At 48.1% G+C, this 23,958-nt stretch carries 26 protein-coding genes, 1 pseudogene and 1 riboswitch; of the genes and pseudogenes, 11 read left to right on the top strand and 16 right to left on the bottom strand.

Going from position 1 to position 23,958, the window contains the following annotated elements; translation table 11 throughout:
* Window positions 1-51 precede the first annotated feature (51 nt).
* The 3 genes from ACXAGL_RS08970 to ACXAGL_RS08960 all read left to right on the top strand — a co-directional run bounded on the left by ACXAGL_RS08970 (window position 52) and on the right by ACXAGL_RS08960 (window position 1,676).
* Window positions 52-147 carry a putative holin-like toxin gene (locus tag ACXAGL_RS08970; protein WP_156896547.1) on the top strand — a complete coding sequence of 32 codons (96 nt, stop codon included), beginning with the start codon at window positions 52-54 and terminating at the stop codon, window positions 145-147.
* A 340-nt stretch (window positions 148-487) separates the two neighbouring features.
* Window positions 488-1,054 (top strand): sigma-70 family RNA polymerase sigma factor, encoded by a 567-nt coding sequence (locus ACXAGL_RS08965; RefSeq protein WP_474990855.1) that lies wholly within the window; start codon window positions 488-490, stop codon window positions 1,052-1,054.
* Complete coding sequence (locus ACXAGL_RS08960) at window positions 1,047-1,676, top strand: hypothetical protein (protein WP_474990853.1); 630 nt, start codon at window positions 1,047-1,049, stop codon at window positions 1,674-1,676. Before ACXAGL_RS08965 ends, ACXAGL_RS08960 begins: the two co-directional genes overlap by 8 nt.
* A 61-nt stretch (window positions 1,677-1,737) precedes the next feature.
* On the opposite strand, the gene ACXAGL_RS08955 is transcribed toward ACXAGL_RS08960, so the two are convergent.
* Window positions 1,738-2,382: a uracil-DNA glycosylase gene (locus ACXAGL_RS08955; RefSeq protein WP_474972259.1), complete on the bottom strand. Its 645-nt coding sequence runs from the start codon at window positions 2,380-2,382 to the stop codon at window positions 1,738-1,740.
* A gap of 133 nt (window positions 2,383-2,515) precedes the next feature.
* Here ACXAGL_RS08955 and ACXAGL_RS08950 point away from each other — a divergent pair, with 133 nt between their 5' ends.
* On the top strand, window positions 2,516-2,737 hold the full coding sequence (locus ACXAGL_RS08950; protein ID WP_474990851.1) for a hypothetical protein: 222 nt from the start codon (window positions 2,516-2,518) through the stop codon (window positions 2,735-2,737).
* A gap of 18 nt (window positions 2,738-2,755) precedes the next feature.
* Window positions 2,756-3,760, top strand: a complete 1,005-nt coding sequence (locus tag ACXAGL_RS08945) for a DUF3231 family protein (protein WP_474990849.1) — start codon at window positions 2,756-2,758, stop codon at window positions 3,758-3,760.
* A gap of 32 nt (window positions 3,761-3,792) precedes the next feature.
* On the opposite strand, the gene ACXAGL_RS08940 is transcribed toward ACXAGL_RS08945, so the two are convergent.
* The 3 genes from ACXAGL_RS08940 to ACXAGL_RS08930 all read right to left on the bottom strand — a co-directional run bounded on the left by ACXAGL_RS08940 (window position 3,793) and on the right by ACXAGL_RS08930 (window position 6,971).
* Window positions 3,793-4,779 carry a sodium:calcium antiporter gene (locus ACXAGL_RS08940; RefSeq protein WP_474967127.1) on the bottom strand — a complete coding sequence of 329 codons (987 nt, stop codon included), beginning with the start codon at window positions 4,777-4,779 and terminating at the stop codon, window positions 3,793-3,795.
* A 110-nt stretch (window positions 4,780-4,889) separates the two neighbouring features.
* Window positions 4,890-6,404, bottom strand: a complete 1,515-nt coding sequence (locus tag ACXAGL_RS08935) for a phytoene desaturase family protein (protein ID WP_474990847.1) — start codon at window positions 6,402-6,404, stop codon at window positions 4,890-4,892.
* A 12-nt stretch (window positions 6,405-6,416) separates the two neighbouring features.
* On the bottom strand, window positions 6,417-6,971 hold the full coding sequence (locus ACXAGL_RS08930; protein WP_474972262.1) for a methyltransferase family protein: 555 nt from the start codon (window positions 6,969-6,971) through the stop codon (window positions 6,417-6,419).
* A gap of 128 nt (window positions 6,972-7,099) precedes the next feature.
* Here ACXAGL_RS08930 and ACXAGL_RS08925 point away from each other — a divergent pair, with 128 nt between their 5' ends.
* Window positions 7,100-7,258 carry a hypothetical protein gene (locus tag ACXAGL_RS08925; protein ID WP_474967124.1) on the top strand — a complete coding sequence of 53 codons (159 nt, stop codon included), beginning with the start codon at window positions 7,100-7,102 and terminating at the stop codon, window positions 7,256-7,258.
* Here the strand turns inward: ACXAGL_RS08925 and ACXAGL_RS08920 are convergent.
* From ACXAGL_RS08920 to ACXAGL_RS08880, 9 genes are all read right to left on the bottom strand, one after another.
* Complete coding sequence (locus tag ACXAGL_RS08920) at window positions 7,255-7,482, bottom strand: hypothetical protein (protein WP_474967123.1); 228 nt, start codon at window positions 7,480-7,482, stop codon at window positions 7,255-7,257. The genes ACXAGL_RS08925 and ACXAGL_RS08920 overlap by 4 nt on opposite strands.
* 192 nt (window positions 7,483-7,674) lie before the next feature.
* Complete coding sequence (locus tag ACXAGL_RS08915; RefSeq protein WP_474972264.1) at window positions 7,675-8,916, bottom strand: dicarboxylate/amino acid:cation symporter; 1,242 nt, start codon at window positions 8,914-8,916, stop codon at window positions 7,675-7,677.
* 462 nt (window positions 8,917-9,378) lie between these two features.
* Window positions 9,379-11,049 carry an acetate--CoA ligase gene (gene acsA, locus ACXAGL_RS08910; RefSeq protein WP_474990845.1) on the bottom strand — a complete coding sequence of 557 codons (1,671 nt, stop codon included), beginning with the start codon at window positions 11,047-11,049 and terminating at the stop codon, window positions 9,379-9,381.
* A 12-nt stretch (window positions 11,050-11,061) separates the two neighbouring features.
* Window positions 11,062-11,775 carry an ABC transporter ATP-binding protein gene (locus tag ACXAGL_RS08905; protein ID WP_474967120.1) on the bottom strand — a complete coding sequence of 238 codons (714 nt, stop codon included), beginning with the start codon at window positions 11,773-11,775 and terminating at the stop codon, window positions 11,062-11,064.
* An 18-nt stretch (window positions 11,776-11,793) separates the two neighbouring features.
* A complete protein-coding gene (locus ACXAGL_RS08900; protein ID WP_474967119.1) occupies window positions 11,794-12,630 on the bottom strand; it encodes an ABC transporter permease in 837 nt (278 codons plus the stop codon).
* 12 nt (window positions 12,631-12,642) lie between these two features.
* On the bottom strand, window positions 12,643-13,626 hold the full coding sequence (locus ACXAGL_RS08895; RefSeq protein ID WP_474990843.1) for an aliphatic sulfonate ABC transporter substrate-binding protein: 984 nt from the start codon (window positions 13,624-13,626) through the stop codon (window positions 12,643-12,645).
* A 20-nt stretch (window positions 13,627-13,646) separates the two neighbouring features.
* Window positions 13,647-15,425 (bottom strand): PLP-dependent aspartate aminotransferase family protein, encoded by a 1,779-nt coding sequence (locus ACXAGL_RS08890; protein WP_474972267.1) that lies wholly within the window; start codon window positions 15,423-15,425, stop codon window positions 13,647-13,649.
* 133 nt (window positions 15,426-15,558) lie between these two features.
* A riboswitch (SAM riboswitch) is annotated at window positions 15,559-15,667 on the bottom strand.
* A 76-nt stretch (window positions 15,668-15,743) separates the two neighbouring features.
* Window positions 15,744-16,889, bottom strand: a complete 1,146-nt coding sequence (locus ACXAGL_RS08885; RefSeq protein ID WP_474967116.1) for a trans-sulfuration enzyme family protein — start codon at window positions 16,887-16,889, stop codon at window positions 15,744-15,746.
* Between the two features lie 58 nt (window positions 16,890-16,947).
* Window positions 16,948-17,547 (bottom strand): NUDIX hydrolase, encoded by a 600-nt coding sequence (locus tag ACXAGL_RS08880; RefSeq protein WP_474990841.1) that lies wholly within the window; start codon window positions 17,545-17,547, stop codon window positions 16,948-16,950.
* Between the two features lie 110 nt (window positions 17,548-17,657).
* Here ACXAGL_RS08880 and ACXAGL_RS08875 point away from each other — a divergent pair, with 110 nt between their 5' ends.
* Complete coding sequence (locus tag ACXAGL_RS08875) at window positions 17,658-17,840, top strand: hypothetical protein (protein ID WP_474972270.1); 183 nt, start codon at window positions 17,658-17,660, stop codon at window positions 17,838-17,840.
* 103 nt (window positions 17,841-17,943) lie between these two features.
* A complete protein-coding gene (locus ACXAGL_RS08870; RefSeq protein ID WP_474990839.1) occupies window positions 17,944-19,389 on the top strand; it encodes a hypothetical protein in 1,446 nt (481 codons plus the stop codon).
* A 299-nt stretch (window positions 19,390-19,688) separates the two neighbouring features.
* Here ACXAGL_RS08870 and ACXAGL_RS08865 read toward each other — a convergent pair whose 3' ends face one another.
* A complete protein-coding gene (locus ACXAGL_RS08865) occupies window positions 19,689-20,453 on the bottom strand; it encodes an alpha/beta fold hydrolase (protein ID WP_474967112.1) in 765 nt (254 codons plus the stop codon).
* A 170-nt stretch (window positions 20,454-20,623) separates the two neighbouring features.
* Between ACXAGL_RS08865 and ACXAGL_RS08860 the strand changes: the two genes are divergently transcribed.
* Window positions 20,624-21,205 (top strand): SCO family protein, encoded by a 582-nt coding sequence (locus ACXAGL_RS08860; RefSeq protein ID WP_474990837.1) that lies wholly within the window; start codon window positions 20,624-20,626, stop codon window positions 21,203-21,205.
* A gap of 213 nt (window positions 21,206-21,418) precedes the next feature.
* Here ACXAGL_RS08860 and ACXAGL_RS08855 read toward each other — a convergent pair.
* Window positions 21,419-21,583: pseudogene (locus tag ACXAGL_RS08855) on the bottom strand (IS5/IS1182 family transposase); the annotation flags it as partial.
* A 347-nt stretch (window positions 21,584-21,930) separates the two neighbouring features.
* Window positions 21,931-22,833 carry a DUF1002 domain-containing protein gene (locus ACXAGL_RS08850; protein WP_474967110.1) on the bottom strand — a complete coding sequence of 301 codons (903 nt, stop codon included), beginning with the start codon at window positions 22,831-22,833 and terminating at the stop codon, window positions 21,931-21,933.
* 159 nt (window positions 22,834-22,992) lie between these two features.
* Here ACXAGL_RS08850 and ACXAGL_RS08845 point away from each other — a divergent pair, with 159 nt between their 5' ends.
* Together ACXAGL_RS08845 and ACXAGL_RS08840 are read left to right on the top strand one after the other, a co-directional pair.
* Window positions 22,993-23,400, top strand: coding sequence for a DoxX family protein (locus ACXAGL_RS08845; protein ID WP_035532877.1), 408 nt, complete (start codon window positions 22,993-22,995; stop codon window positions 23,398-23,400).
* A 17-nt stretch (window positions 23,401-23,417) separates the two neighbouring features.
* The gene (locus tag ACXAGL_RS08840; RefSeq protein WP_474967109.1) at window positions 23,418-23,942 is read left to right on the top strand and encodes a type 1 glutamine amidotransferase domain-containing protein; all 525 of its coding nucleotides are present in this window, start codon (window positions 23,418-23,420) and stop codon (window positions 23,940-23,942) included.
* Window positions 23,943-23,958 lie beyond the last annotated feature (16 nt).

Genomic DNA, 23,958 nt, shown 5'->3' with positions numbered 1-23,958 from the left:
CGTTCCCTATCATAAACAGAACTTTGTACTAGAAAGGGTGTGAGGCCTGAAATGAGCACATATGAAGCCCTCATGATCATGTTTGCGTTTGGAACATTCATCATTACCCTCCTTGCGCTCATCATAAAAATGAACAATAAAAAATAGACCTTCACGAACGTGAAGGTCTATCCTGTCTTCCTGTGCGAACGGTATCGCGGCGGCAGCTGCATCTGCCGCCGATTCTCTTTTATTATAGCATAAATAGGAGAGAACATAAGAAAAAAGTTTACCGCTCACACGCCGTTATCCCTCCATCAGCTTCCTTATTTCTACACGGTCTGCACCTATCATTCTTTATCATCCGCCAGGTTTCACGTGGAACAGCTTTTATGATCCTGATCACAGACAAGGATAAAACAGTCATTACGACGAATATAAGAGTAAAAGACAACGGATGAAAACTTTTTTCCGGGGAGTGTCGTCTAAACAGATGAGGTGGGACAAATTGATACGCAGACAGCGGCCGCAGCCTGCTTATGAACCCGATGAACTGGATGAACAACGGATTGAAGAATGGATACGTCAATACGGCCATGATCTCAAGTGGCTCGCTTACTCTTATGTAAAAGATTATGCAGCAGCTGAGGACATTACACAGGAAACCTTCATCAAAGCCTACCAAAGCTACCATTCCTTCAAACAAGAATCTTCTATTAAAACATGGCTGTACAAAATTAACGTCAACTTATGTAAAGACCATTTAAAAAGCTCCTATATGAAGCGTGTCGTTAAAAAAGGAACCGAACTGTTCAGGTCGATTCCTTCCCCGAGAGAAAACCCGGAGGAATTGGTGATTCGCCGGGATGAAGATGAAGCACTTCTTGCCCACGTATTAACTCTAGAGGATAAATACCGGGAAATCATCATCTTATACTACTTTGAAGAATTTGATATCAAAAGCATGGCAGACGTCTTGAATACCAGTCCGAATACAGTTAAGACAAGGTTGAGACGGGCCCGCCAGCTTCTTCAGGAACGGATGACAACGGAAGGGAGTTCACAGAGTGAATGATTTGACGGACAGAAAATTAAAGAAAATGAACCACCGCGTCAAGTACGGCCATGTTCCATTTGATGAGCGATATATGAAAAAAAACGTGATTCACACGATGAAGCAGAGAAAGATCCGGCACAAGTCCAGCTTCTTGATGAAAACAAGGGTGTGGGTCCCGGCTTTCGTTACAGCTGCTGCTTTTACAGTCACGTGGAACACAAACGGCCCCTCTACAGAAGAAGCTGGTTCAATGGCCTACCAATCCACTCCAATCCATGTGAAAGCACCCGCCCCCCCAGCAGGAGCCGATATTGCTCATACCTCTTCAACGATGGTTCGGGAAACATATATCATTTATGAAGATGAGGAATTTTATCAGACCAACACTCTTGTTTCCAAAGAACAGCTTGGTGAAGTCGTAGGCGTGATCGGCCACCAGTCTCCCGGCGAAGAAGCCGAACCTTTGGCCCAGGTGAACAGCTTCCAGCCGGAAGCGAAGATTTATACAATCAAAGGAGAAAAACAAACAGACAAAGTAGCCGTCCAAAGCTGGCGCAGCACAGGAATCGGATCGCCCACTGTCAGCACACAAGGGTATTTTGTATTTGAAAAACTCCCTTCAAACAGTTCGGACAGCTGAATAAATGATTAGCATCAAATTCGAAACCTCTTCCTGACCTGAATCTTCCACACAAGAACAGTCACCCTTCCCCGCGGCTGTTCTTTTCTATCTCGTTCTTCAGATGATCCAAAGACTCCCAGATGGTATCTTTAATCCCCGGATTGTAAAAAACCGCAGCCGGGTGATACAACGGAATGATTGTGTATGTTTTTTCAGTCAGCTCGTAGCCAGTGTCCCCTTTTTTCTGAACAGGAACCTGAAAGGATTGCCCAATCACGTCTGTCATCTTATCTTTTCTCCCGGTCAGCCGTTGATAAGCCACACCTCCGAGGGCAATAATGATTTTCGGATCCATTTCGGCAATCTGGTAGTCCAGCAGGTGGGCGTGGGCATCGATTTCTTTTTGATTGGGCTTCCGGTTCGCCTTCCGCCTCCCTCCACTCCCTTTTTTATTTGTATCCACCCACTTGTAAGGACGGCTCCTCACAACGCTTGTAATATAAACCTCTTCCCTAGAGAGGCCCGCATAATCCAGGTGCTTGTTCAGCTCATCTCCGGCACGGCCGATGAACGGCCTGCCTTTAACCGCTTCATTCTCCCCCGGTGCCTCTCCGACAATCATAATGTCCGCTTTCTCATCTCCGGACCCAAGAACAAATCCCTCCACATCGTAAGGTTCCATATTCTTTTCCGCCTCATTAACCAGCTCTTCGGGCCATTTCACAGCCATCTCCCCCTTTTCTTTTTTATTTATGTTCCACCAGGACCCCGCTGTTACACGCGGACCTCCGGATTTCCTGCTTCTGTCGTATAATTCAGCAGGAGGATGACACGCTATAAAAAAGGAGGCGGTATTTGTGACAGAGCAGGATATGGCTGACATTTTCAGCGATTACGGGTATAGCAGTGTCTACCATCGATTTAAAACACCCCTGTATGTAACAGGACTGCTGGATGACATGGAACCAGCGCTCTTGGAGGACTTTTTCGAGCATATGGAGCTCTCTCCTGAGTTGTTTTTTGATGAATTCCGCTTTTGGATTCAGTATTATGCAGCCTCTCAAAATAATCATTCATAAAACAGGAAGGTGTGTCATATGAGCCAGGATGGACGTATTGTTCCATTAACTTCAGGCGAAATCGGAGTGCTATGGTCCGGGTATCTAGGAGAAACAATGATCAACTGCGTGATGGACAGCTTCCTCCAAAACGTCAAAGACAGAGATGCCCATAGACTTCTGGAACTCAATGCCTCTTTAGTAAAGAAGCGGATCAAGCACTATCGACAGATTTTCGATCAGGAAGGCATGAAAACCCCGGAGGGCTTCGGTGAACAGGATGTGTTTCTCGATGCTCCACGAATGTTTTCGGATAAGTTTTATATTTTCTATCTAAAAGAAATGAGCCGCTCATCGATTCTGAATTATTCCAACGCGATGTTCGCCTCTCACCGCCGTGATATCCGGATGTTTTTCCTTAAGAGTCTACAGGAATATGCCGACATTTTTAATGCAGCCATCGAAGCTCTCCTTGAAAAGGGGATTGTCATCCGCACTCCGGCCATTCCTATACCTACCGAAGTCAAAATGGTGGAGGACCGGTCGTTTCTGGGCCACATCAAAGGGTCACAGCGGGCCATTTCTGCTTTGGAAATCAAAGAATTGTACATCAACCTTGATACGAATATGCTTGGGAAGTCATTGATGATCGCCTTCAGTCAATCCGCTGATTCCGATGAATTGCGAAAGTATATGGTGAAGGGACGAAAAACCGCCCATAAGCATATCCATTTTTTCATCAATCAATTGATGGCGGAAGACCTGCCCGCTCCCCAGCTGTGGGACCCTGAAGTGACGGAATCTGATGTTCCTTTGTTTTCTGACAAACTGATGTTTTACCACGCTGGACTTGCTGCATCGAACGGAATGGCCAACTATGGAACGGCCCTGGCTCAAACAGCACGCAAAGATCTGTCTCTGGCCACCGCCCGGCTCCTTTTGGAAAGCGCCCGCTTCTCCTCAGAAGGTTTTCATATCGGAATTAAAAAAGGCTGGATCGAGCAGCCTCCGCTTGCACCGGACCGCCCACGCCTATCTGAATAAAAAAAGCAGGAGGAAAGCTTCCCCCTGCTTTATTATTTGATCTGAAAAACGAGATACGTCGTCACAAAATAACTGATGATGATTAAAACGGAAGGAAGCATGTAGCTCCAAGGCTGCACCTTTTTCCTGGTAATGCTGTAAATAATCAGCAGGATAAATAAAATCGAAGCCGCTCCTGTAAAAAGGTTCGCAGGAGAGGACTGCTGAAGCAGATTCCCTTTGATGTAAATCAAATCGGTAATCGCCAGGATCATCAAATTGAAGGCGTTACTGCCCAGGAGCGAACTGATGCCGAGGTTGAAATTCCTCAACTTTAAAGCCGTCCCTACACTGACGGCATCAGGAAGCGATGTACTGATCGCTACTAGGAAGGCTCCGATAAACGAAGCTCCGATACCAGTAATTACAGATATCCGTTCGGCTGTAATCGTCAGCACACTTCCAATGACCATGATCAACAAAGCATACATAATAAACCTGAACAATACCTGCTTGTACGTAAAGTCCTTATACCGCTCATTCTGCTTCTTAACTTTCCTCCCTTGATAGGACGTCCGGTTATTGATGAATTTAGACCCGATGAAATACAGCATAATGACAGCGATGGATGTATAACTGATATGGAATATATGCGTCGGCAGCGTCAGACTCAATCCAGCTATGACGATGATCGTCATATAAATAACCAGCCAGCCGTACATCTTGCTTTCCGCCGTGGCATGGGTAAGAATTTGATACCTTCTATAAACGATGTCAAAAATAGCCAGACCCATAATATTAAACAAGTTACTTCCAATTAAATTACCAACAGCCAGATCAGGACTGTCAATGATGATTGCCGTAACACTTGATGTCAACTCCGGCAGGGATATGGCGATTCCGATGATCGCTCCCATAAATGCAGAGGACGCTTTCGTTTTTTCTTTTACCGCATCTCCATATATCGATAATCGGGAAGCCACAAAAAAGGTGCTGACCCCTGATAATATAAAGAGCGCAAAAATGATCCAGCTGCTCATATAATCACTCCAGACTCAATTCTCGCAACTCCTACCCCATACCCCCGGTAAACCGTGTATAAACGAAAAGACCAGCGCTTTTTGCTGGTCTTTTCTGGATATAGACGTATTCAGGATTGAGGTACGGCTTCATTTTCATACTCTTTAATCAAATCAGCGGTCAGCTGGCCGGAAAGTGTCACCATAGGGACACCGCCTCCCGGGTGGGTGGACCCGCCGACAAAGTACAAGCCTTCAAACACCTGACTCTTGGAAGGAATTTTAAATCCACCGTTGGATTTCTTATCCGCTGCAATGCCATAAATGGAACCGCCGTTCGGACCATAGAGAGCTTCCAAGTCTTCCGGGGTGAACCGGTATTCAAACTCGATGGAATCACGCAGTCCTTCAATTCCCATACGTTCCAGCTTATCCAGAACTACTTCCCTGTAAGCGTCCCAGTCCACAGGTTTCTGTTTTTTACCTGTCATCGGCGGCACGTGGGTCAGGACAAACAAGTTGTCCTTGCCTTCCGGCGCCTGGGTTTCGTCCGAACGAGCAGAAATACCGATGTAGATGGTCGGGTCGTCTGCCGGCTTTCCTTCTTCAAAAATCTGCTTGAATTCTTTTTCAGGATCTTCAGAGAACAGGAAGTTATGGTGCTTCAAGTGATCGAACTTGCGGTCTGTACCAAGAAGCATAACAAGACCGGAAACCGTCGGATCGAACTTCTTCTCCAGAGATTTCGTTTCCTTCTTCACTTTGGAAGTCTTCGGTGCCAGCTTTCTGTAAGCTGGAATCGCTTCGAGGTTGGAAACGACAATATCAGCCTCGTGCAGCGTGCCATCTTCGGTTTCCACACCTGTCACGCGGTCATTTTCGACAACAAGGCGCTGCACAGGTGTATTCAGATGAACGTCGACGCGGAGTTCGTCCATCAACCGGCCCATCCCTTCCGCAATCTTATACATGCCGCCTTTGACATAATGAATGCCAAGACCCAGCTGGACGTAAACGAGCTGATTCAAGATGGCAGGGGCTGAATATGGGTTGGATCCCACATACATGACGAAATAGTTGAAAAGCTGCTCTAAATAAGGATTGTTGAATTGTTTATGCGTGGACTTCGCAACCGTACTGAGCGGATCCATCTGCATCAATTCGTTCAGCTTATGATGTTTCTTCAAGTCTTTCAAGTCCTGGATGCTGTACTTATAAAAACTCTTCATGCACAATTCATACATATCCTGGCTGTAGGAAAGGAAATCTGTCAGCTTTCGGTTCGGACGGTTCGTCACTTTGGACATTTCCTCCAACATATTCGGAAGGTCACTCGTTACATCCACCTGTGTACCGTCTTCAAAGAAGGTGCGCCACTGCGGCTCCACCCGCTCCACTGTAATATAGTCTTCCAGACGTCGGTGAACACTGGCGAAGAGCTGCTCCAGCACCCACGGCATCGTCAATATGGATGGTCCTGTATCAAACGTAAAGCCTTTTCCTTCGCGGCGGTTCAACTTTCCGCCGATGTTGCTGTTCTTTTCAATGACCTTTACATTATATCCATCTGCGGACAACCGGATTGCAGCGGACATCCCGCCCAGTCCTGCACCTACAACAATCGCTGTTTTCTTATTCAAACCCATCCACCTCCAAAATTAATAAACAAAAGGAATGAAGCGGTACCTTTTTCCACACCATTCCCTGTACATCTCGCCGTGTTCTTTCGTCAACATCGCTTCTTCGAGCCGGATTCTATGTAGTAAAGCGATCGTTATCAGTATGCCAAATAGAACAGCGGGATAGACATTGCCGGTTCCGAGACAAAAGCCGACAACAATGAAAAACAACCCTGTATACAAAGGATGACGCAGCAGCCGATAAGGTCCTGAACTCACGAGCCTGTCCCCTTTCCGTACCGCCACATTCCTTGTAAACTGCTCCTTCAAATGGAGAATCCCCCAATACCGGAGAGCCGTCCCTGAAGCATACAAGATCAGTCCTGTCCACCATACCCATTGGGCAGTGGTGATTCCCACCGCGCCTTCTCTTAATCCAAGAGAAGAACCGACGGTCAGGACGACAATGATAAAAATCAGCGGAAAGGAGCGGCGTTCCTGGTCACCACCGTCAGATCTGTCGTTTCGGAAAATAAAAAACTCCGCAATCCAGAAAACGGTCACCACCATAAAAAGTAGTTCAAAGACAGACAAAGCAGCCCCTCCTTTCCACATGCATAGCTGCTACTAAACTCCTTTTTCCCCTGTTCCTTCATCCGTAAACAGGTCTTGCCCATCCCAAAGAAGGGCTTTAGTATATAAAGAAAGAAAGGAGCATCAAGATGGAAGCATTTTATTGGATCTTCATCCTCTCCGCTGTAACCGCTACTTTTTTCGTGATTTTCAAAAAGTTATCAAGAGGAACCTACTGGACAGTCGCAATTCTCGCCCTCCTCTATCTGGTCGTCCTTTCCTACAGCCTGCTTAACGGCCCTCGTTAACGCCGGTCTTCTCTGCGCTGTTTATTGATAGCCTCCCTGATGTGATAGAGCTCTGCATACATAGCCGTTACATAAACGAGCAGAATACTCAGAAACATGGAAAGGATAAAGGATGTTCCACCGAGATCGAACCCGAGAACAGCGGAAAAACCGACAACTGCCCCGATAATCACCCCGATGGCGGTTAAGTAGATAATTTTTTGAAATGTTACAGAATAAAACATGGGAACACTCACCTCTTCCTACTTTTATATCTATCTTCTACTATACCCCTGCAGGACTTTCCTTACACGTCGAGACGTGGATGATCCCCAGCGCTCCCTCCTTCCATTTGAAACAGAATGAAGCCCGGCACAGCAGACTTTTAGAAAATAAAAAAAGTGCAACCAAAAGGTTGCACTTTTTCAGTGTTCCGTTTATGCTTGCATACGTTGTGTTTCCTCATCCAATCCACCGTGCTTTTTCTCGGATTCAGCGACAACAACTGCACACGCAGCATCTCCAGTAATGTTAAGAGCTGTTCTTGTCATATCAAGAAGACGGTCAATACCGATAATCAACGCAATACCTTCGACCGGCAGGGATACCTGATTCAGTACCATGGCAAGCATGATCAGACCGACACCCGGCACTCCGGCCGTACCGATACTCGCTAGTACGGCAGTTAACACGACCATAATTAATGAAGTGAAAGATAAATCAGATCCATAAACCTGGGCGATGAAAATCGTCGCCACACCCTGCATAATTGCTGTCCCGTCCATGTTGATGGTGGCCCCGAGAGGCTGAACGAAACTACTGACAGGTTTAGGGACATTTAAGTTTTCCTGCGCCGTTTTCATAGAGATCGGCAGCGTGGAGCTTGAACTGGATGTACTGAATCCAACCGTCATAGCAGGGAAAAACCCTTTGAAGAACGTAATCGGATTCATCTTACCCAGGAAGGATACAGCAGAACCGTACGTGACAATGGCATGGATGAACAGCCCGAGAAGGACGACAAACATATACATACCCATCGCACGCATACCGTCAATGCCCATTGTTCCGATAGCGGAAGCAAGAAGACCAAAAGCACCATACGGCGCAAAACGCATAATCAGATTAACGAGGAACATCATAATTTCGTTCCCCTGCTCCACCAGTTTATAGATCCCTTCTGTTTTCTTGCCGAGCATAGCAAGAGCAAAACCGATAAAGATCGCAAAGGCAATGATTTGCAGCATATTTCCATCCGTCATAGACTGGATCGGGTTGGTCGGAATAATGTTCGTAAAGGTTTCTACAACACCAGGTGCCTCCTGGGCTTCATACTCCGCATTAGCCGTACTGATATTAATATCGCCCGGCTGGAAGAGGTAGGCAAGCCCGATCGCAATGGAAATGGCGATCGTTGTTGTAGCTAGAAAGAAGCCGATGGTTTTCCCGCCGATTCTCCCCAGTTTCTTCGGATCACCCAGGGAAGCCGTTCCCAAAGTGATGGAGAAGAAGACAATCGGGACGACGAGCATCTTAATAAGATTTAAGAAGACGGTCCCCAATGGACTGAAAATATAGGCATCCAAAGTTGTAAATAGATCGGGTGCAGCTAAATGGAGACCCAGACCTACCGCAGCACCAAGGATTAAACCAATAAAAATCTTGGTTGTTAACTTCATGACGTAACCTCCTGAAAACAGATATGATAGCGCTTTCTTATTATTTCCTTCAAGCTTGATTTCTTAAAAAAAGTGAAAAAAACAGTCTTGAACCATTAAAAAAAGACGTACGCAGCGGGGCGTTTGTACCTCTTTGGGTGTGAGTGTGTAGGCGTAGTTTCGGACATTAACTATTGGCTGCAACCATGTGGATGGATCGTGCTTTATAGATTATAGCACAGAATGACTAAATTTTGAATAGAATTTGCTGGCAGTTTTTTATGCATCCGCATACTGGAGAGATTGCTGCGATTCACCGGCCGGAAGAACCGCTGTAGGACAGTCTTTACAGGATTATGAGAAATTTTAGAATATATTACAATTTTATAAAAATATAAAAGGCGTTGTATATTATATACAATCCATGCATAAAAAAACAGCCGCCTCTCAAGCGGCCGTTCTTATTAAAGAACCCCTTCACTTTTACCACTTCTTAAGTTCCCTCCGCAGAACCTTACCACTAATCTGTGTTTTAGGAAGCTCTTCTATAAATGCTATTTCCCTTGGCGCAGCGTGTGCCGCGAGCCCACTCTTCACGAAGATCCGGATTTCTTGCGCTAACTCTTCCGTTCCTTCATACTTCTCATTTAAAACGATATAGGCTTTGACGATTTCTCCGCGTACATCATCCGGTTTTCCGATGACTCCGGACTCTTTTACAGCAGGATGCTCCATCAGCTTGCTTTCAATTTCAAAAGGTCCGATCCTCTCTCCAGAAGAGTTGATCATATCATCACTCCGGCCCTGGAAGAAAATATAGCCGTCTTCATCCATATACGCAAGGTCACCAGCGAGATACCAGTCTCCTCCGAACGGGAAATACGTCTGATACTTTTCGGGATTTTTCCAAACTTCCTTCATCATGGACGGCCAGGATGCCTGTATGGCAAGATGGCCTGTTTTATTGGAGGGAAGCTCATTTCCATCATCATCCAGCACCGCTGCCTTTATTCCCGGTATCGGCCGGCCCATGGATCCAGGTTTGATGGTTCTCGTCGGCAGATTGGCTACAAGCTGGGCGCCTGTTTCCGTCATCCACCAAGTATCGTGGATTCTCAGGCTCCACGTTTCGTAAGCCCAGTGAATAACTTCCGGGTTCAACGGCTCTCCGACACTCAGGACATGTCGTAGTTTAGATAAGTCATAGTCTTTATGCAGACGTTCCGGCTGGGATTTCAGCATACGGAAAGCGGTCGGTGCGCTGTACCAGACGGTTACACCCGCGCGTTCCAGCACCTCATACCACGCTTCAGCAGAAAAGCGCCCTCCGTGAATGACTGTGGTCACCCCGTTCAACAGAGGAGCAAACACGCCGTATACCGTACCTGTCACCCAGCCAGGGTGGGCGGTAGACCAATATATATCCGATTCATGGAGGTCCAGTACCCAGCGTCCTGTCTGGTACTGCTGGATCATATTACGGTGGGCATGGATGATGCCTTTCGGCTTCCCGGTAGAGCCGCTTGTGTAATGAATGTTTAAACCGTCTTCCAGATCGACCCATACCGTTTCGAGATCCGGATCTTCCTTTTCCGCTTCTTTTATAATGGAAATGTAGTCCCCGCCCTGCCTGTCGGTAACAAAAATACTTTTCAGGCTTGGGATGTCCTCCCGAAGGACACGATCCAGAAAAGAGTGGTCGGTTATTAAATATTCCCCTTCACAGTCGTTGATCCTATCCTTTACGGCTTCTTCCATAAAGGCTTCAAACAATGGCCCGACGACAGCTCCCAGCTTGATGGCGGCCAGCATGGCAATATGACAGGAAGGATGCTTTGGGAGGAAAACAAAAACAAAATCCCCCTTCTTCACCCCATGCCTCTGAAGCACACGCGCCCATCGGTTCACTTCACGCTGAAGCTCGGCATACGTATAGGTGATTTCTTCTTCATCCGACAAATAATGCAGCGCGGTTTTGTTCCCTCTGCCTTCCGCCACGTGCCGGTCGACACACTCATAGGCCATATTCACCTTTCCGGTCTCGTGCCAGGTAAAGTTGGAATGAATATCCTTCCAATGAAATGGAGCGCCTTCCCTCCATTCGCGTCCGACTTGGTAGTCTCCCTTCTCCGGAGGGATTGTCGCGTTTGTCATAGATGTACCTCCTTATCGTTTCGTAAAGTCCAGTTCCTTGAGGATCTGCTCTTTCAATTCACCTAGAACGGCATCGCCACGCTTTCTCGGCTTCGGCCTCTGGATGAACAGTTCCGACTCGATCTGTCCCGGCTGCCCTCTCATGATGACAATGCGGTCACACAGATATAGAGCTTCATCAATATCGTGAGTCACAAGGAGTGTTGTCGTATGGTGTTTCTCCCATATAGAAAGCAGAAGGTCCTGCAGCTGCATTTTCGTAAAAGCATCCAGGGCACTGAAGGGTTCATCAAGGAGAAGGATGTCCGGCTGGCTGAGCAGCGACCTTGCGATAGCAGCCCGCTGTGCCATACCACCGGATAAGTCCTTTGGATAATGATGCTCAAACCCCTTTAATCCTACAGTTTCTATCAGTTCCAAGGCGGGCTCCTTTTTGGACGGCCTGGAAAAACCGAACGTGACGTTGTCAAGGACATCCAGCCACGGCATCAGACGCGGTTCTTGAAACATCATCCCAAAGGCACTCTCACGGTTTTCAGACTTTGTCTGGATGCTCCCTTCGTACTCCTGATCCAGACCGGAAAGAACACGAAGAAGCGTACTCTTCCCACATCCACTCGTGCCGAGCACTCCGACAACTTCTCCTCTTTTTACCTGTAAATCTATATTTTCAAATCCTGTCGTTCCGGATTGGAACGTTCGTGACACTTGATTGACTGCCAGCACATGGATCGTTCCTTTCTGTCAGGCATTTTCTAAATTATCCTGCCACTTCAATGCTCTCGTCTGTATTCTCTTCAATATTTCATCCGTAACCTTGCCGAAAACAGCAAAGAGCAGGATGCTTCCTATAACAAGGGCAGGGGCAGACGTATTCTGACCGTACACCATCAAATAACCAAGTCCCTGGCTGGCACCCAGCAGCTCAGCGGCCACTACGAACATCCAGCCGAGGCTGAGACCGCTCCTGAGACCAACGATGAAAGATGGAAGCGCGGCAGGAAGAATGATTTTTTTAATCTGCTGCAGACTCGTAAAGTGATAGATACGCCCGACTTCGATCAGTTTACGATCGACTCCCTGAATGCCTGACGTTAAATTTAAATACACAGGGAAAAATACCCCTACAGCAACAAGCGTAATTTTCGACGCTTCACCGATGCCGATCCAAAGGACGAACAAAGGCACCCAGGCAAGCGATGGGATCGCTCTAAGGGCCTGGAGCATCGGATCAAGCAGCTGACGGGCGATCCGGCTGTACCCTGTAGCCGCTCCCAGTACAACAGCCGCGGCCAGACCAGCAAGAAATCCTGCAAAAACACGGTAGAGGGTGATGCTGATGTGCCCCCACAATTCCCCTTCCTGTGCCATGCCGGTCATTTCTTCAACGACAGCTGTTGGAGAAGGAAGCAGGTAAGGAGCCACCCATCCCGCCCGGGAAGCTGTTTCCCACAGAATAAGGATGAGCACCGGGAGGACCAGCCCTAACAACGCCCCTCCCCACTTCCTTTTAGGAGCCGGTTTGATTTTCGTTCGCTGCACAGCTGGTGATGAAACAGCAGCTTCTGTACGACTGGACATCGTTGGACCTCCTTATTCAATCACTTCTTCTGCAAATTCCGGCCGGACAAGATCTTCCGTCAACTGATCAATATCCACATCCGGTTTGATCACTTCTTCTTCCTGAAGGACCGTGCCGGCTCCTTGAATCGTTTCTTTTAAAGCAGCTCCCGGAACAGGATCCGACAGGTCGTTGCGATCCAGGCTTTTCTTCGCTACCTCAAGATCGAGATTGGCTTCCTCGGCCAGAATTTCAGCGGCTTCATCCGGGTGTTCTATCGTCCACTCCCGCGCTTTTTCGTAGGCTTTAATCACATCTTTGACGACGTCAGGATGGTCATCCGCAAACGCAGAGCGGACGTTCAACGTTCCGTACGTATTGAATTCAGGCTTACGGTAAAACAACTCTGCCCCTGCTTCCAGTTCATTACGTGCCATGTGGGGATCAAGCCCTGCCCATGCATCGACATTGCCGGAGTTCAAGGCAGAAGCCCCTTCGGGATGCTGCAGATTGACAAGCTCAATATCATCCACACTCAGTCCGTGGTCCTTTAAAGCACGAACAAGAAAAATATAAGGGTCGGTTCCAAGCGTGGCGGCGACTTTCTTCCCTTTTAAATCCTCTACAGTAGATATGCCAGAATCCGGATTCGTGACTAAAGCCGTCCATTCCGGCTTGGAATAGAGATAGACGGATTCTACAGGAGCATTATTCGCTTTAGCCATCAACGCGGCTGCTCCGGCTGTAGAACCAAAATCAACGCTGCTTGAATTCAAAAACTCAAGCGCCTTGTTGCTTCCCTGGCTGAGCACCCATTCCACTTCGATGCCCTGTTCTTCAAACGCTTCCTCGGCCCATCCCTTTTCTTTCAAGACCAGACTGGTTGGAGAGTAGTAGGCATAATCAAGGGTTACCTTATCCGGCTGATCCTCCTGACCTTCGGCATTACTTGAACAACCGGCAAGCCCGATGGCGGCCGCTGCACTGAGGACAGCTATGGCTTTTTTCCAATTCATCTTTTTACCCCTTCCCCTATTTAAATTTCGCATGCGTACGTATCTATGCTTCCGCGCAGCCGCTGTGCTTCTTTGTAGGTACAACGGTTATGGACAACTTCCAGACCTGCTTCACTGGCAATTTCCGCTGCTTTTGGAGAAATGACACCTTCCTGGAGCCAGAACACACCAGGCTGGATGTCCGCTGCTTCCCGGGCAATCTCAATGGCGGCCTCAGGGCTGCGGAACACCTGGACGACGTCGATGCTGAATGGGATCGATCTCAAATCCGGGTAAGCTTTCTCGCCAAGCACCTCCTCCTCCCGAGGGTTCACCGGGACGATCTGATACCCGAGCCGCTGCATTTTTCTTGCGAGTCGGTGACTCGGACGGGAAGGCTTTCCACTGAGACCGACGACAGCCAGGCGTTTCGGACGTGTTTCTCCTCCTTCTGTAATCTTCGCAGAGCTGAGCGCCCACTTGATGACACCTTCATCATTCTCTGTGATTGCCCGCTTTCCGGAATCATTGCCTGTTGCCTTGGCAATGGCCCGATCCAGGTCATTGATTAAATCCTTGCTGGATTCGAGTCCGATGGAAAGACGAATCAGCTCTTCCGTCACTCCGGTCGCCGCAAGCTCTTCAACAGAAAGCTGCTGGTGGGTCGTAGACGCCGGGTGGATGATCAGAGATTTCGCATCGCCGACATTGGCGACATGGGACCACAACGAGATGTTGTTGATCACCTGACTCCCAGCTTCTCTGCCTCCTTTGATTCCAAATACGACAATGGAACCGTAGCCGCCCTCTAAATATTGATTGGCCAGTTCATGGGCCGGATGGTTTTTCAAGCCGGGGTAGGAAACCCACTCCACATCGGGGTGTTCCGCCAAGTATTCAGCCACTTCCCGGGCATTATCTGAATGACGTTCCACCCGCAAATGTAGCGTTTCAAGTCCCTGGAGCAGAAGGAAAGCGTTCTGCGGACTGAGGCAGGAGCCAAAGTCACGAAGCAGCTGAACCCTGAGTTTTGTAATGTAGGCGAGCGTGCCGAAATCGGCTGTATAAACGATCCCGTTGTAGCTCGGATCCGGCTCTGTGAAAACAGGGAACTTTCCATTGCCCCAGTCAAACTGCCCGCCGTCGACAACGACGCCGCCGATAGCTGTTCCATGGCCACCAATCCATTTCGTGGCCGAATGGACGACAATGTCAGCTCCGTGTTCAATCGGACGGCACGTGTAAGGTGTGGCAAACGTGTTATCGACGATCAATGGAACCTGATGTTCATGGGCAATGGCGGACACCTTCTCAAAATCAAGCACGTGAAGACTCGGGTTGCCGATGGTCTCAGCGAAGACGGCCTTCGTATTCTCATTGATGGCCTGTCTGAAATTGTCCGGATCGACCGGGTCAACAAAATGAACATTAATGCCATACCGCGGTAAAGTGTTGGCGAATAAATTATAAGTTCCGCCGTATAAATTGGATGCTGCCACGACTTCATCTCCTGCACCAGCTACATTCAAAATGGCCAGTGCAATGGCGGACATGCCTGAAGCCGTCGCTACCGAGGCTACTCCGCCTTCCAGAAGAGCCATGCGTTTTTCGAATACGTCCACCGTCGGATTTCCGAGCCGGGAGTAAATATTCCCCGGTTCATCGAGGGCAAAAAGGCTCTGGGCGTGATCGGTATCATGAAACACATAGGATGTGGTCTGGTAAATCGGAACGGCCCTTGAACCGGTCGTAGGATCTGGTGACTGTCCACCGTGCAGAGAAATGGTATCAATATCGTAGCCTTCAAAAGAGTTGGTCATTGTATGGCCTCCTAAAGTTTATTATTCTCATCATTTTAATCAGTTTTAAAAAGAAACTGGTCCTTACAGCGTCTTTATCCATGCAAAAAGCCCTCTTCCATATAAGAAGAGGGCTGAACGTGCTGATATCCTCCTCTTATCTACCAGATCCATGATCTGTAGGACTTGGCACCTTTTCAAACCGATGTTTGAAGGTTGCCGGGCTTCACAGGGCCTATTCCCTCAGCCGCTCTTAATAAGAGTACTAGTTATTTAATTTTGATTATGTTGTGAATTATAGCTGACCATCTGCATCAATGTCAATAACATTCTGAATTTTTATTTTATTGAAGCGTCAATGGTTCTTTTCAGCTGATGAATGATATCTTCATCGCTCTCAATTCCTATGGATAAGCGGATGACGTAATCGTTCACTCCGATTTTTTCACGTTCAGTTTCTGACAGAGCCCTGTGCGACGTACGGACAGGGTAGGACACAGTTGTCTGGACACCAGCGAGTGTCGGTGCAATTTTGATCCATCCAAGAGATTTGAAAAAGGCTTCCACATCCACGCTCTCATTGAGCTCGATGGTAACAATCGCTCCATGACCACGTTCAGATACGTATTCAGGATAAAACACCTTTTTAACCCCACTATGCTCCCGAAGTGCCTCTGCAACACTTTTTGCATTCGCAGACTGTTGTTTCATCCGGAGTGCAAGGGTTTTGGCTCCTCTCTGGGTCAACCAAGCTTCAAACGGACTTAAATTTGCTCCAAGAGTCACGATTTTCTGGGCTGCTTTGGAAATCAATGCTTCCGAACCGGCAAGGACGCCGCACGTGACATCACTATGACCGCCTATGTATTTCGTTGCACTGTGCACAACAAGGTCCACTCCATACTGATAGGGCTGGACAAGATAGGGGGTGGCGAATGTATTATCCACCATCGTCTTTATGCCGTGTTTTTGAGCGAGACTGCTCAGACCTTTCAAGTCTTCCACGCGTAGGAACGGGTTGGAAATCGATTCCGTATAAAGCAGATGGGTATGAGGCTGGATGGATTTCTCCACCTCGTCCAAATTGTTAAAGGATACCATGGTGACGTCGATTCCGAAGGATGGCAGTTCTTTAGTCAGGAGTTTGTGCGTACCTCCATACACATCTTCTGCGGCTACAATATGGCCTCCGGGTTCAACAGCCGCCAGAATGCCTGCAAGGATGGCTGACATTCCTGAGGAGGAAGCGACTCCAGATGGAGCACCTTCGAGCTCAGCAACCGTTCCCGCAAGTTCATCGGTATTCGGATTTTTTTCTCTTGTATATAAGTATGGACTTTCCCCTTCATAGTAACTTTCCAGATGGTCCAGGTCCTTGAAGGTAAAGGCGGATGTCTGATAAATCGGTGTCGTCTTGCTGTTATGCACCTGTGATTGATCCTGTTTATGGTGGACAATTTTTGTTTCAAAGCTTGGGTGTGTCATTCGTCGACTCCTTTCTGATCACTTAATCAAAAATTATATCGATGGAGAGGTGTTATTGTCAAAGTTTTTCGACATATTCAGACAAAGCCTTCAGCAACTGGCTTTGATAGGCAGGGGTATGAGGAACAAATGATTCCGCCTTCATAGTTTCTGATTCCCCGGTGCAAATCGAAACACCTGCAGCCACTTCCCTCTCTCCCGTCATTAAGAAGGATAACTGATCCAGAGGGATGGCAAGAACGTCAGCCACTTCAACTCCCACCGGCATATCCCCGCCAGGCCAATGATAGAAAAACAACCGGCAGATTTCCCGGTCCACCTTGTCTTTCCCAATCAATTCCTCCTTCACATATCCTGCCGGTGTTAAAGCAGAACGTTCCAGTGACAGCCCCAATTCTTCCTGAATTTCGCGCAGTCCCCCTTTCATCAATCCCTCTCCTGCTTCGATGTGTCCGGCGGCCGTTATATCATATAAGCCGGGATAATCTTCTTTATCAAAGGCCCTTTTCTGCATCAGCACATGCCACTTTGTATCGATTTTCTTTACAAACCAGCAGTGAAACGTTTCGTGCCAGTCTCCATCTCTGTGAACCTCCCCGCGTGCCTTAACACCCGTTTTTTCTTCCTTTTCATTAAAAATATCCAGCATTTCCTCCATCTCTTAAGCCCCTCTCCCTATATACGGATCTTTCTGTGATTACGATCTATGATATCCAGAAGTTTAATTTAACAGCAAGGAGGAAATCTTAAACAAAAGGAGGTGGAACGATGAGCGAAAAGAAAACACGCCGCGGCCGTGTCGAACGATCGAATGAGGCGGCAGAAGCTTTTAACCGGTCAGCAAAATTCAATCAGGCTTTCTCCCACGAGCCCCCGCAAGCCTTACAGGAAGATCATAACCATTCGGAAGGAGACTCCCTGCTCCATCATTACTCCGATGACGAAAAATGACCTGCGTTTATCCGCGGGTTATTTTTATGACCTCTCAAAAATATAGAAAATTCTGTTAGTATAGAAGGGAGCGTGACAAGCATGATGAAAGGGTGAATTCACCATGGGGGAAAACATAGGAAAATGGAAGTGGCTCATCATTGGCGCTGTCCTGACCCTTTTTGCAGGAGGTACATACATTTATACAGGTTCTCAAGACTCCTCCAAATTGGTTCACGAAGAAGACGGTTCCTTACATAGAAAAGCCAAGCCTGTCGATATGGAAGACGTTCCTGGCAGCTGGAAGGAAATCGAGTCAGAGGAGCGTCTTCACGAGTTTTTTGAAGAGCGCATTCCGGGCCTGGCCCTTGCACGGGAAGAAGGGCTGACCACAACAACCGAAGCTTCGGCTTCGCTGCCGGGACGCGACGGCAGGGCTCAGATTTACGAAGTGTGGCATGGGGAACAATTCATCCACTTCTTGTACCGTATTGATTTATCTGCCCTCGTTTCTGAGACGGAGGAAACGGAGGGGATCGGGAATATGCCGTCGCTGCATTCCATCCATATGAAAGCGACAGAGGATAACGGTGCCCAGACATTGGACCTCAGGCAGGATGGGGTTGGTAACCAGGAAGCTGTGATCTACGAAAACCGCCTGTATGGAGCAGTCTCCACCCCTCCGGTCAATGACCCTTGGGAACTAAATGATTTTGAGACGAAGGTTGAAGAGGTTAACCGGACGGTTCCCACATCCCTGACCTTTCAAATGGACGGCGAGACCTATGAAACAGAAGCCGCACCTGTTTCTTATGTATACAATGAGGAAGCGAATATCTTGAAAACATTCACCACCACCGGGACCTACGAAAAAGATGGTCTTGTCATTGAACCCGAAGAAGTCCAAGTCCGGGCATCCTATGGAAAAGTGAGAATGGCCATTGAAGATGAAGATGATGTGTTCAATCATACGATGAATTCCTACTTTAAGATGGACACAGGCGAGAAGATCCCGGTATTTCTCGGTTATGATCAGGAAGAGAACGCCGGCACTTATGAAGGGCGGTTTCAACCATTAGGAGAGATTCCTGAAGAGCTTACGCTTGTTGTAGAAGATATCCACCTTAAGGAAGATGCCTCTTATTCGTTTACTGTAGATATAGACCATATGGACTTGAACGCGTCTACTTCTAAACGGATCAGCGAAAAAATCGGAGAAGCGCGCCAAACGGATATTTACCTGGACAGCGTGGAAACAACAAGTGACCAGCACATGAGCTTGGAATTGAGCTACAGCCCGCACGACTACCACCAAAACGAAAAGCTGGTCGGAGAATCCTTTCATCCCCTTCCTGCATCAGAACAAGGACAAGAAGAATCTTCTTCTTTCGTTTCTGTTCTGGGAGATAACGGCCAGGAAGTCCAGGCCGATTATGCAGGTACCGATGGGATGGCCACGATATCTTTCCCGACCCACAACTTTCAGGAAGCCTCGACGCTCACTATTACCGTCAACCAGATGGTGTATGGAAAAGAAGTCGACACGACATTTGATTTGAAACCCCAATAAGAAAGCAGAGGCACAGCTTTACCTTCGGCTCGTACAAAAACCACTGTTTTCCTCAGGTTTTTATATGTATCCAGAAACTCTGAACATTCTCTTTGCGCACTAACGTCCATAAGAAGAAAGTACTTTGTTCCCATGATTGAGATGATGAAAGAGGTGACGTAGAGCTTATCGGTGGTGACGCCTGCGGCAGGCACCCACCGATAAGCGGAACGTGACCACCTACACGCTGTAGGAGCATGACCCCGGGATGAAAAAAGTATCTTTCCAGCAAGCTGAAAGCAGAGGCACAGCCTCTGCTTTTATAATGCGTCTATGAATTGAGATGCGGCTTCATTGAAACGGTCATAGTGAGTCGCAGGTGTCTGATGATAGGCGTCCTCGATGACGACCATCTTCGCCTGCGGACACGCCTGATAAAAATGACTGTGTTCACTGATCCAGAACTCCTTGCTCCCATAAACCAGAAGCAGCGGCTGCCTTAAGTTCTCCAGCCGGTGGCTGCAGTCATAATGAAGTGCCCGGTCATAAAAGGCATGCCATGCTTCCGGATCCGACTTCGCCATATGTTCATTCAGCTCCCGCTTCAGTTTTTCATCCCTGAAATGAGAATGACTTAACAGCTTAGCGAGGGTTTCAGGGCTCTTCTCCACCCAGTACATCCCCCCGTGGAACTCAAAACGGAGCCCGCCGGTTTCAACTTTTGGAAATCCTCCTGCAAGAATGACTGCTCTGGCTCGTTCAGGGTAGGTCAAAGCCGTCTCCTGAGCCACCATCCCTCCGCATGAATAGCCGGCGATGACAGCAGATTCCAGCTGGAGATGATCCAGCAGACTGATCACTTCCCTTGCATACCAGGTAATGTCAGGGGAGTGTGTTACCACATCAGAATCTCCGTTCCCACTCAAATCCGGTAGAAGGATGCGGTACTTTGCTGCCAGCTCGTGCTGCATTTTAAACACCATCCGTCCCATTCCCGGCGGATGGATGAAAACGACCGGCTGCCCTTCCCCTGAATCCTCATAAAACAATGCTTTTCCGGAATGGCTGTCCGTATAATAAGGCATACCCTATCACTCCCTGATCGAATATCATGGACCCTTAGGATTCCCTGGACTGAAAGGGTTATACAAGCAGGTATATTTGTCCAATTTAAGAACAGTCCCTCAGCCGATTGACACGTTGTTTAAGGCGGTCGTAAACTAGAAGAGACTTTATAACCTGGAAGGAGAAACCTATGAAGCGCTTGTTACTCTTAGGCGGATTGCTCAGCCTCGCCCTTATACTAGCGGCCTGTGGATCCAGCGAACTGGAAGATACATTGGACTGGGAGATCCAGTCATTCGAAGGGACCACCCAGAATGGGGAATCTTTTTCCACTGATGAACTGGAAGGCGAAGTATGGCTGGCGGACTTCATTTTCACCAACTGCAACACGGTCTGTCCGCCTATGACAAGAAACATGGTGAAAGTGAAAGAAATGTTGAAAGAAGAAGGCGTGGATGTACATAGTGTCTCATTCAGTGTAGACCCGACCGTCGACACACCAGACAAGTTGAAGGAGTTCGGAAGCAAATACGGCGTGGATGAATCCAACTGGACATTTTTGACGGAATATACACAGGAAGAGATTCAAGACTTTGCACGGGAAAGCTTCAAAGCCTCTGTTTTAAAGACGGAGGGCAATGACCAGGTCACCCACGGTACATCCTTTTACTTAGTAGGAGAAGACGGGAAAGTCCTGAAAAAATATAGAGGGGACACCGACATTCCTTTCGAACAGATTGTCGAAGATACGAAAACCGCCGTGGATTCATAAACAAGAAGCCGCTCTCCTCATAGAGAGCGGCTTCAGCTTGTAGAGAAACCTCTGTTTCTTTACAAGCTTTTTTTGTTTCTTACCGCCAGGAGCGAAAGCCCCTTCCCTTTCCGCGGACGAGCGCCCGAGCTTCCTCGCAAAACCCACGCTCGGTGATCTCGGACCACTCGTTCTTCCGCAGGAGTGGAAGGGGCACCGCTCCTTGGAAGTTCTTTAAAATTGAAAAAGACTCTCCTCCACCCCGCTCACCCTTGCAGGATGGAGGACAATCTTTTTCATATTCCGGCAGGCAGCCGTCATCAGCGCCTGTTCTTTCCCTTTTTCTTTTCCACGCAAGCGGCCATAGCGCAGCTCGTGCCGTTCTTTTGAATCCGCGAACCTGCTTCGTGCACAATCTCTCTCCTCTATATTCTACCGTCGATGAGGAGCGTTCGGTGGTGATGCCTGCGGGAACAGCACGGGCCGAAGATCCACTTGGGCAGGCGGCCTTCCTGACCAAGTCAGCTGAGGGCGTGCCCGCGGCATTCATCCACCAATAAGCGGAATGTGACCCTTTACAAGACTAATGGACAACTCTAACTGGTTAACACAGTCTTTTTCTACAGCCAAAAGCCGCTCTCCTCATAGGGAGAGCGGCTTTTCTTTCGGCAGGCGTCTTCCTGACCAAGTCAGTTGAATACGTGCCCACGGCAGGTATCCACCAATGAAAAAGCCGGAGAACCGGCTTAGTTGAACAAGGAGCTTATGAAGTTTTTCAAAGACTGGAAGAAGCTTTGAACGGCATTACGGAAGCTGTTCCAGAACCCATCATCATTGATGATATCCTGGATGCTGCCTGTCAGATCATCCAGTTGGTTTTTCACTTGATCGAAATTGATATTCAAATTTCTCATTTGATCAAACAAATCCGTCAATCGCTGGCGGTCTTCTTCACTGAGTTCGATGTTCAGCGTCTGCAGCTGCTCCTGAACAATCTGCTCGACCTCTTCCTTCGTTGCTGGATCCTGCTCAGCGATGGCTTTCTTGATTTCCGTCAGCAGTTCGCTGACTTTATCCTGGTCAATCCCTTCTTCTTCTGCAATATCTGTCGCAATATCCAGTTCATCGCTCGCGACTTTCATACGGCTCTCATCCAGTTTCACCCCTTTGGCATCATACGCTTTGTAGATCCCGGTAAGAGCGGAATGTCCACTCACTTTCACAGAGGAAGCCACCAGCACTTCAGCGTTTTCGACGCCGGCAGTAAGGAGAGCATTCGTATACATTTCTTTAGTCACCTGTGTTATGTTATCTGGTGTAACGATTTCAATGGACAATCCTTCTCCGTTGTCTTTATGAAGAATTTTCACAGAAGAATACATATTCGAATTTGGATTACCACCGATGTACTCATTCAGATCCTGTCCGTTGACCGAAAACTCGTCGACCTGTTCATGCTGGTCCACCTTGAGTAAGTCCGCCACCTCAGATTTCTGCGCTTCTGAAAGGGCTTCACCGTAGACAACAATCGGCAGTCCCAGCTTTTCATTGATGCCCTGGTCTCCTGTAGAGGCGTAACTTTCCAGAGGCACCGCCCAAACAGAAAAGAGAAGCAGAGCCATCATCCAGATACTTGTCAGTTTTTTCATAACGTCGACCCCTTAATCGTGGTTGATTCCTTCTCATACAACGAGGCGGAATCACCTTACTAGTATACCCGCATTCTCAAACGGGTCTTTTACATAGACGTCCGGGAGGGAAAAAAGGTTTCAAAAGCACTGATATTTTTAAAGGAGCGTGACCATGACATGATACGAAAAATCGGCCTTTATATTTTTGCTGCCGCTTTGTTCTACGCAGGAATCACTCATTTCATCTACGACCACGGATTTGCCAGGATGCTTCCGCAATGGGTGCCGCTGAAGCTTGAAATTGTTTACATGTCCGGCATCACCGAATGGCTGCTGTCGCTGCTCTTGGTTTTCCCGCAGACGAGAAAAGCCGCCGGCCTCGCTACAGCCGTCTTCTTGATTGCTGTGCTCCCTGCCAATATCTACGCAGCCATCTATTCTATACCGGCTCCATGGTCGGAGGAAGCAAGTCCGGCTGCTCTCTGGATCCGCCCGCTTTTCCAGCCTGTGCTCATCTGGTGGGTACTGGCCTGTTCGCAGGATTCGAAACCAGCGCAGCGGTTTGATAAAATGAAGAGGAATTAAATCGGAGGAGGTAGTCTATGCGTTTAGCAGATAAGAAAATCATCGCTCTTGTGAGCAAGGATTTTGAAGACTTGGAATTATGGTACCCGCTTCTCCGTCTGCAGGAGGAAGGAGCTGAGGTTCATCTTGTCGGTGAAAAAGCCGGCGAGGAGTACCCAGGGAAATACGGTGTTCCTGCCGTATCTGATTTCGCTTTTGATGAAATCGATCCTTCTGACTATGACGGAATTCTCGTCCCCGGCGGCTGGTCTCCAGACAAGCTCCGCAGATATGACAAAGTTCTCGATATGGTCCGGCATATGAATGAACATGAAAAGCCGATCGGTCAGATCTGCCACGCCGGCTGGGTACTGATTTCTGCAGGTATTCTGGAAGGACGAACGGTAACCAGTACACCAGGTATTAAAGATGACATGACAAATGCAGGAGCCACCTGGGTGGACGAAGCGGTCGTCCAGGACGCCCACATCGTGTCCGCAAGACGTCCGCCGGATCTTCCCCCTTATGCGAAAGCTTTCGCCGACCTGCTCGCTGAACAATAAGAGAAAAATCCCAAAG

Source organism: Halobacillus sp. ABA4_118 (assembly GCF_056160205.1).
This window is presented reverse-complemented; position numbering and strand designations above follow the sequence as displayed.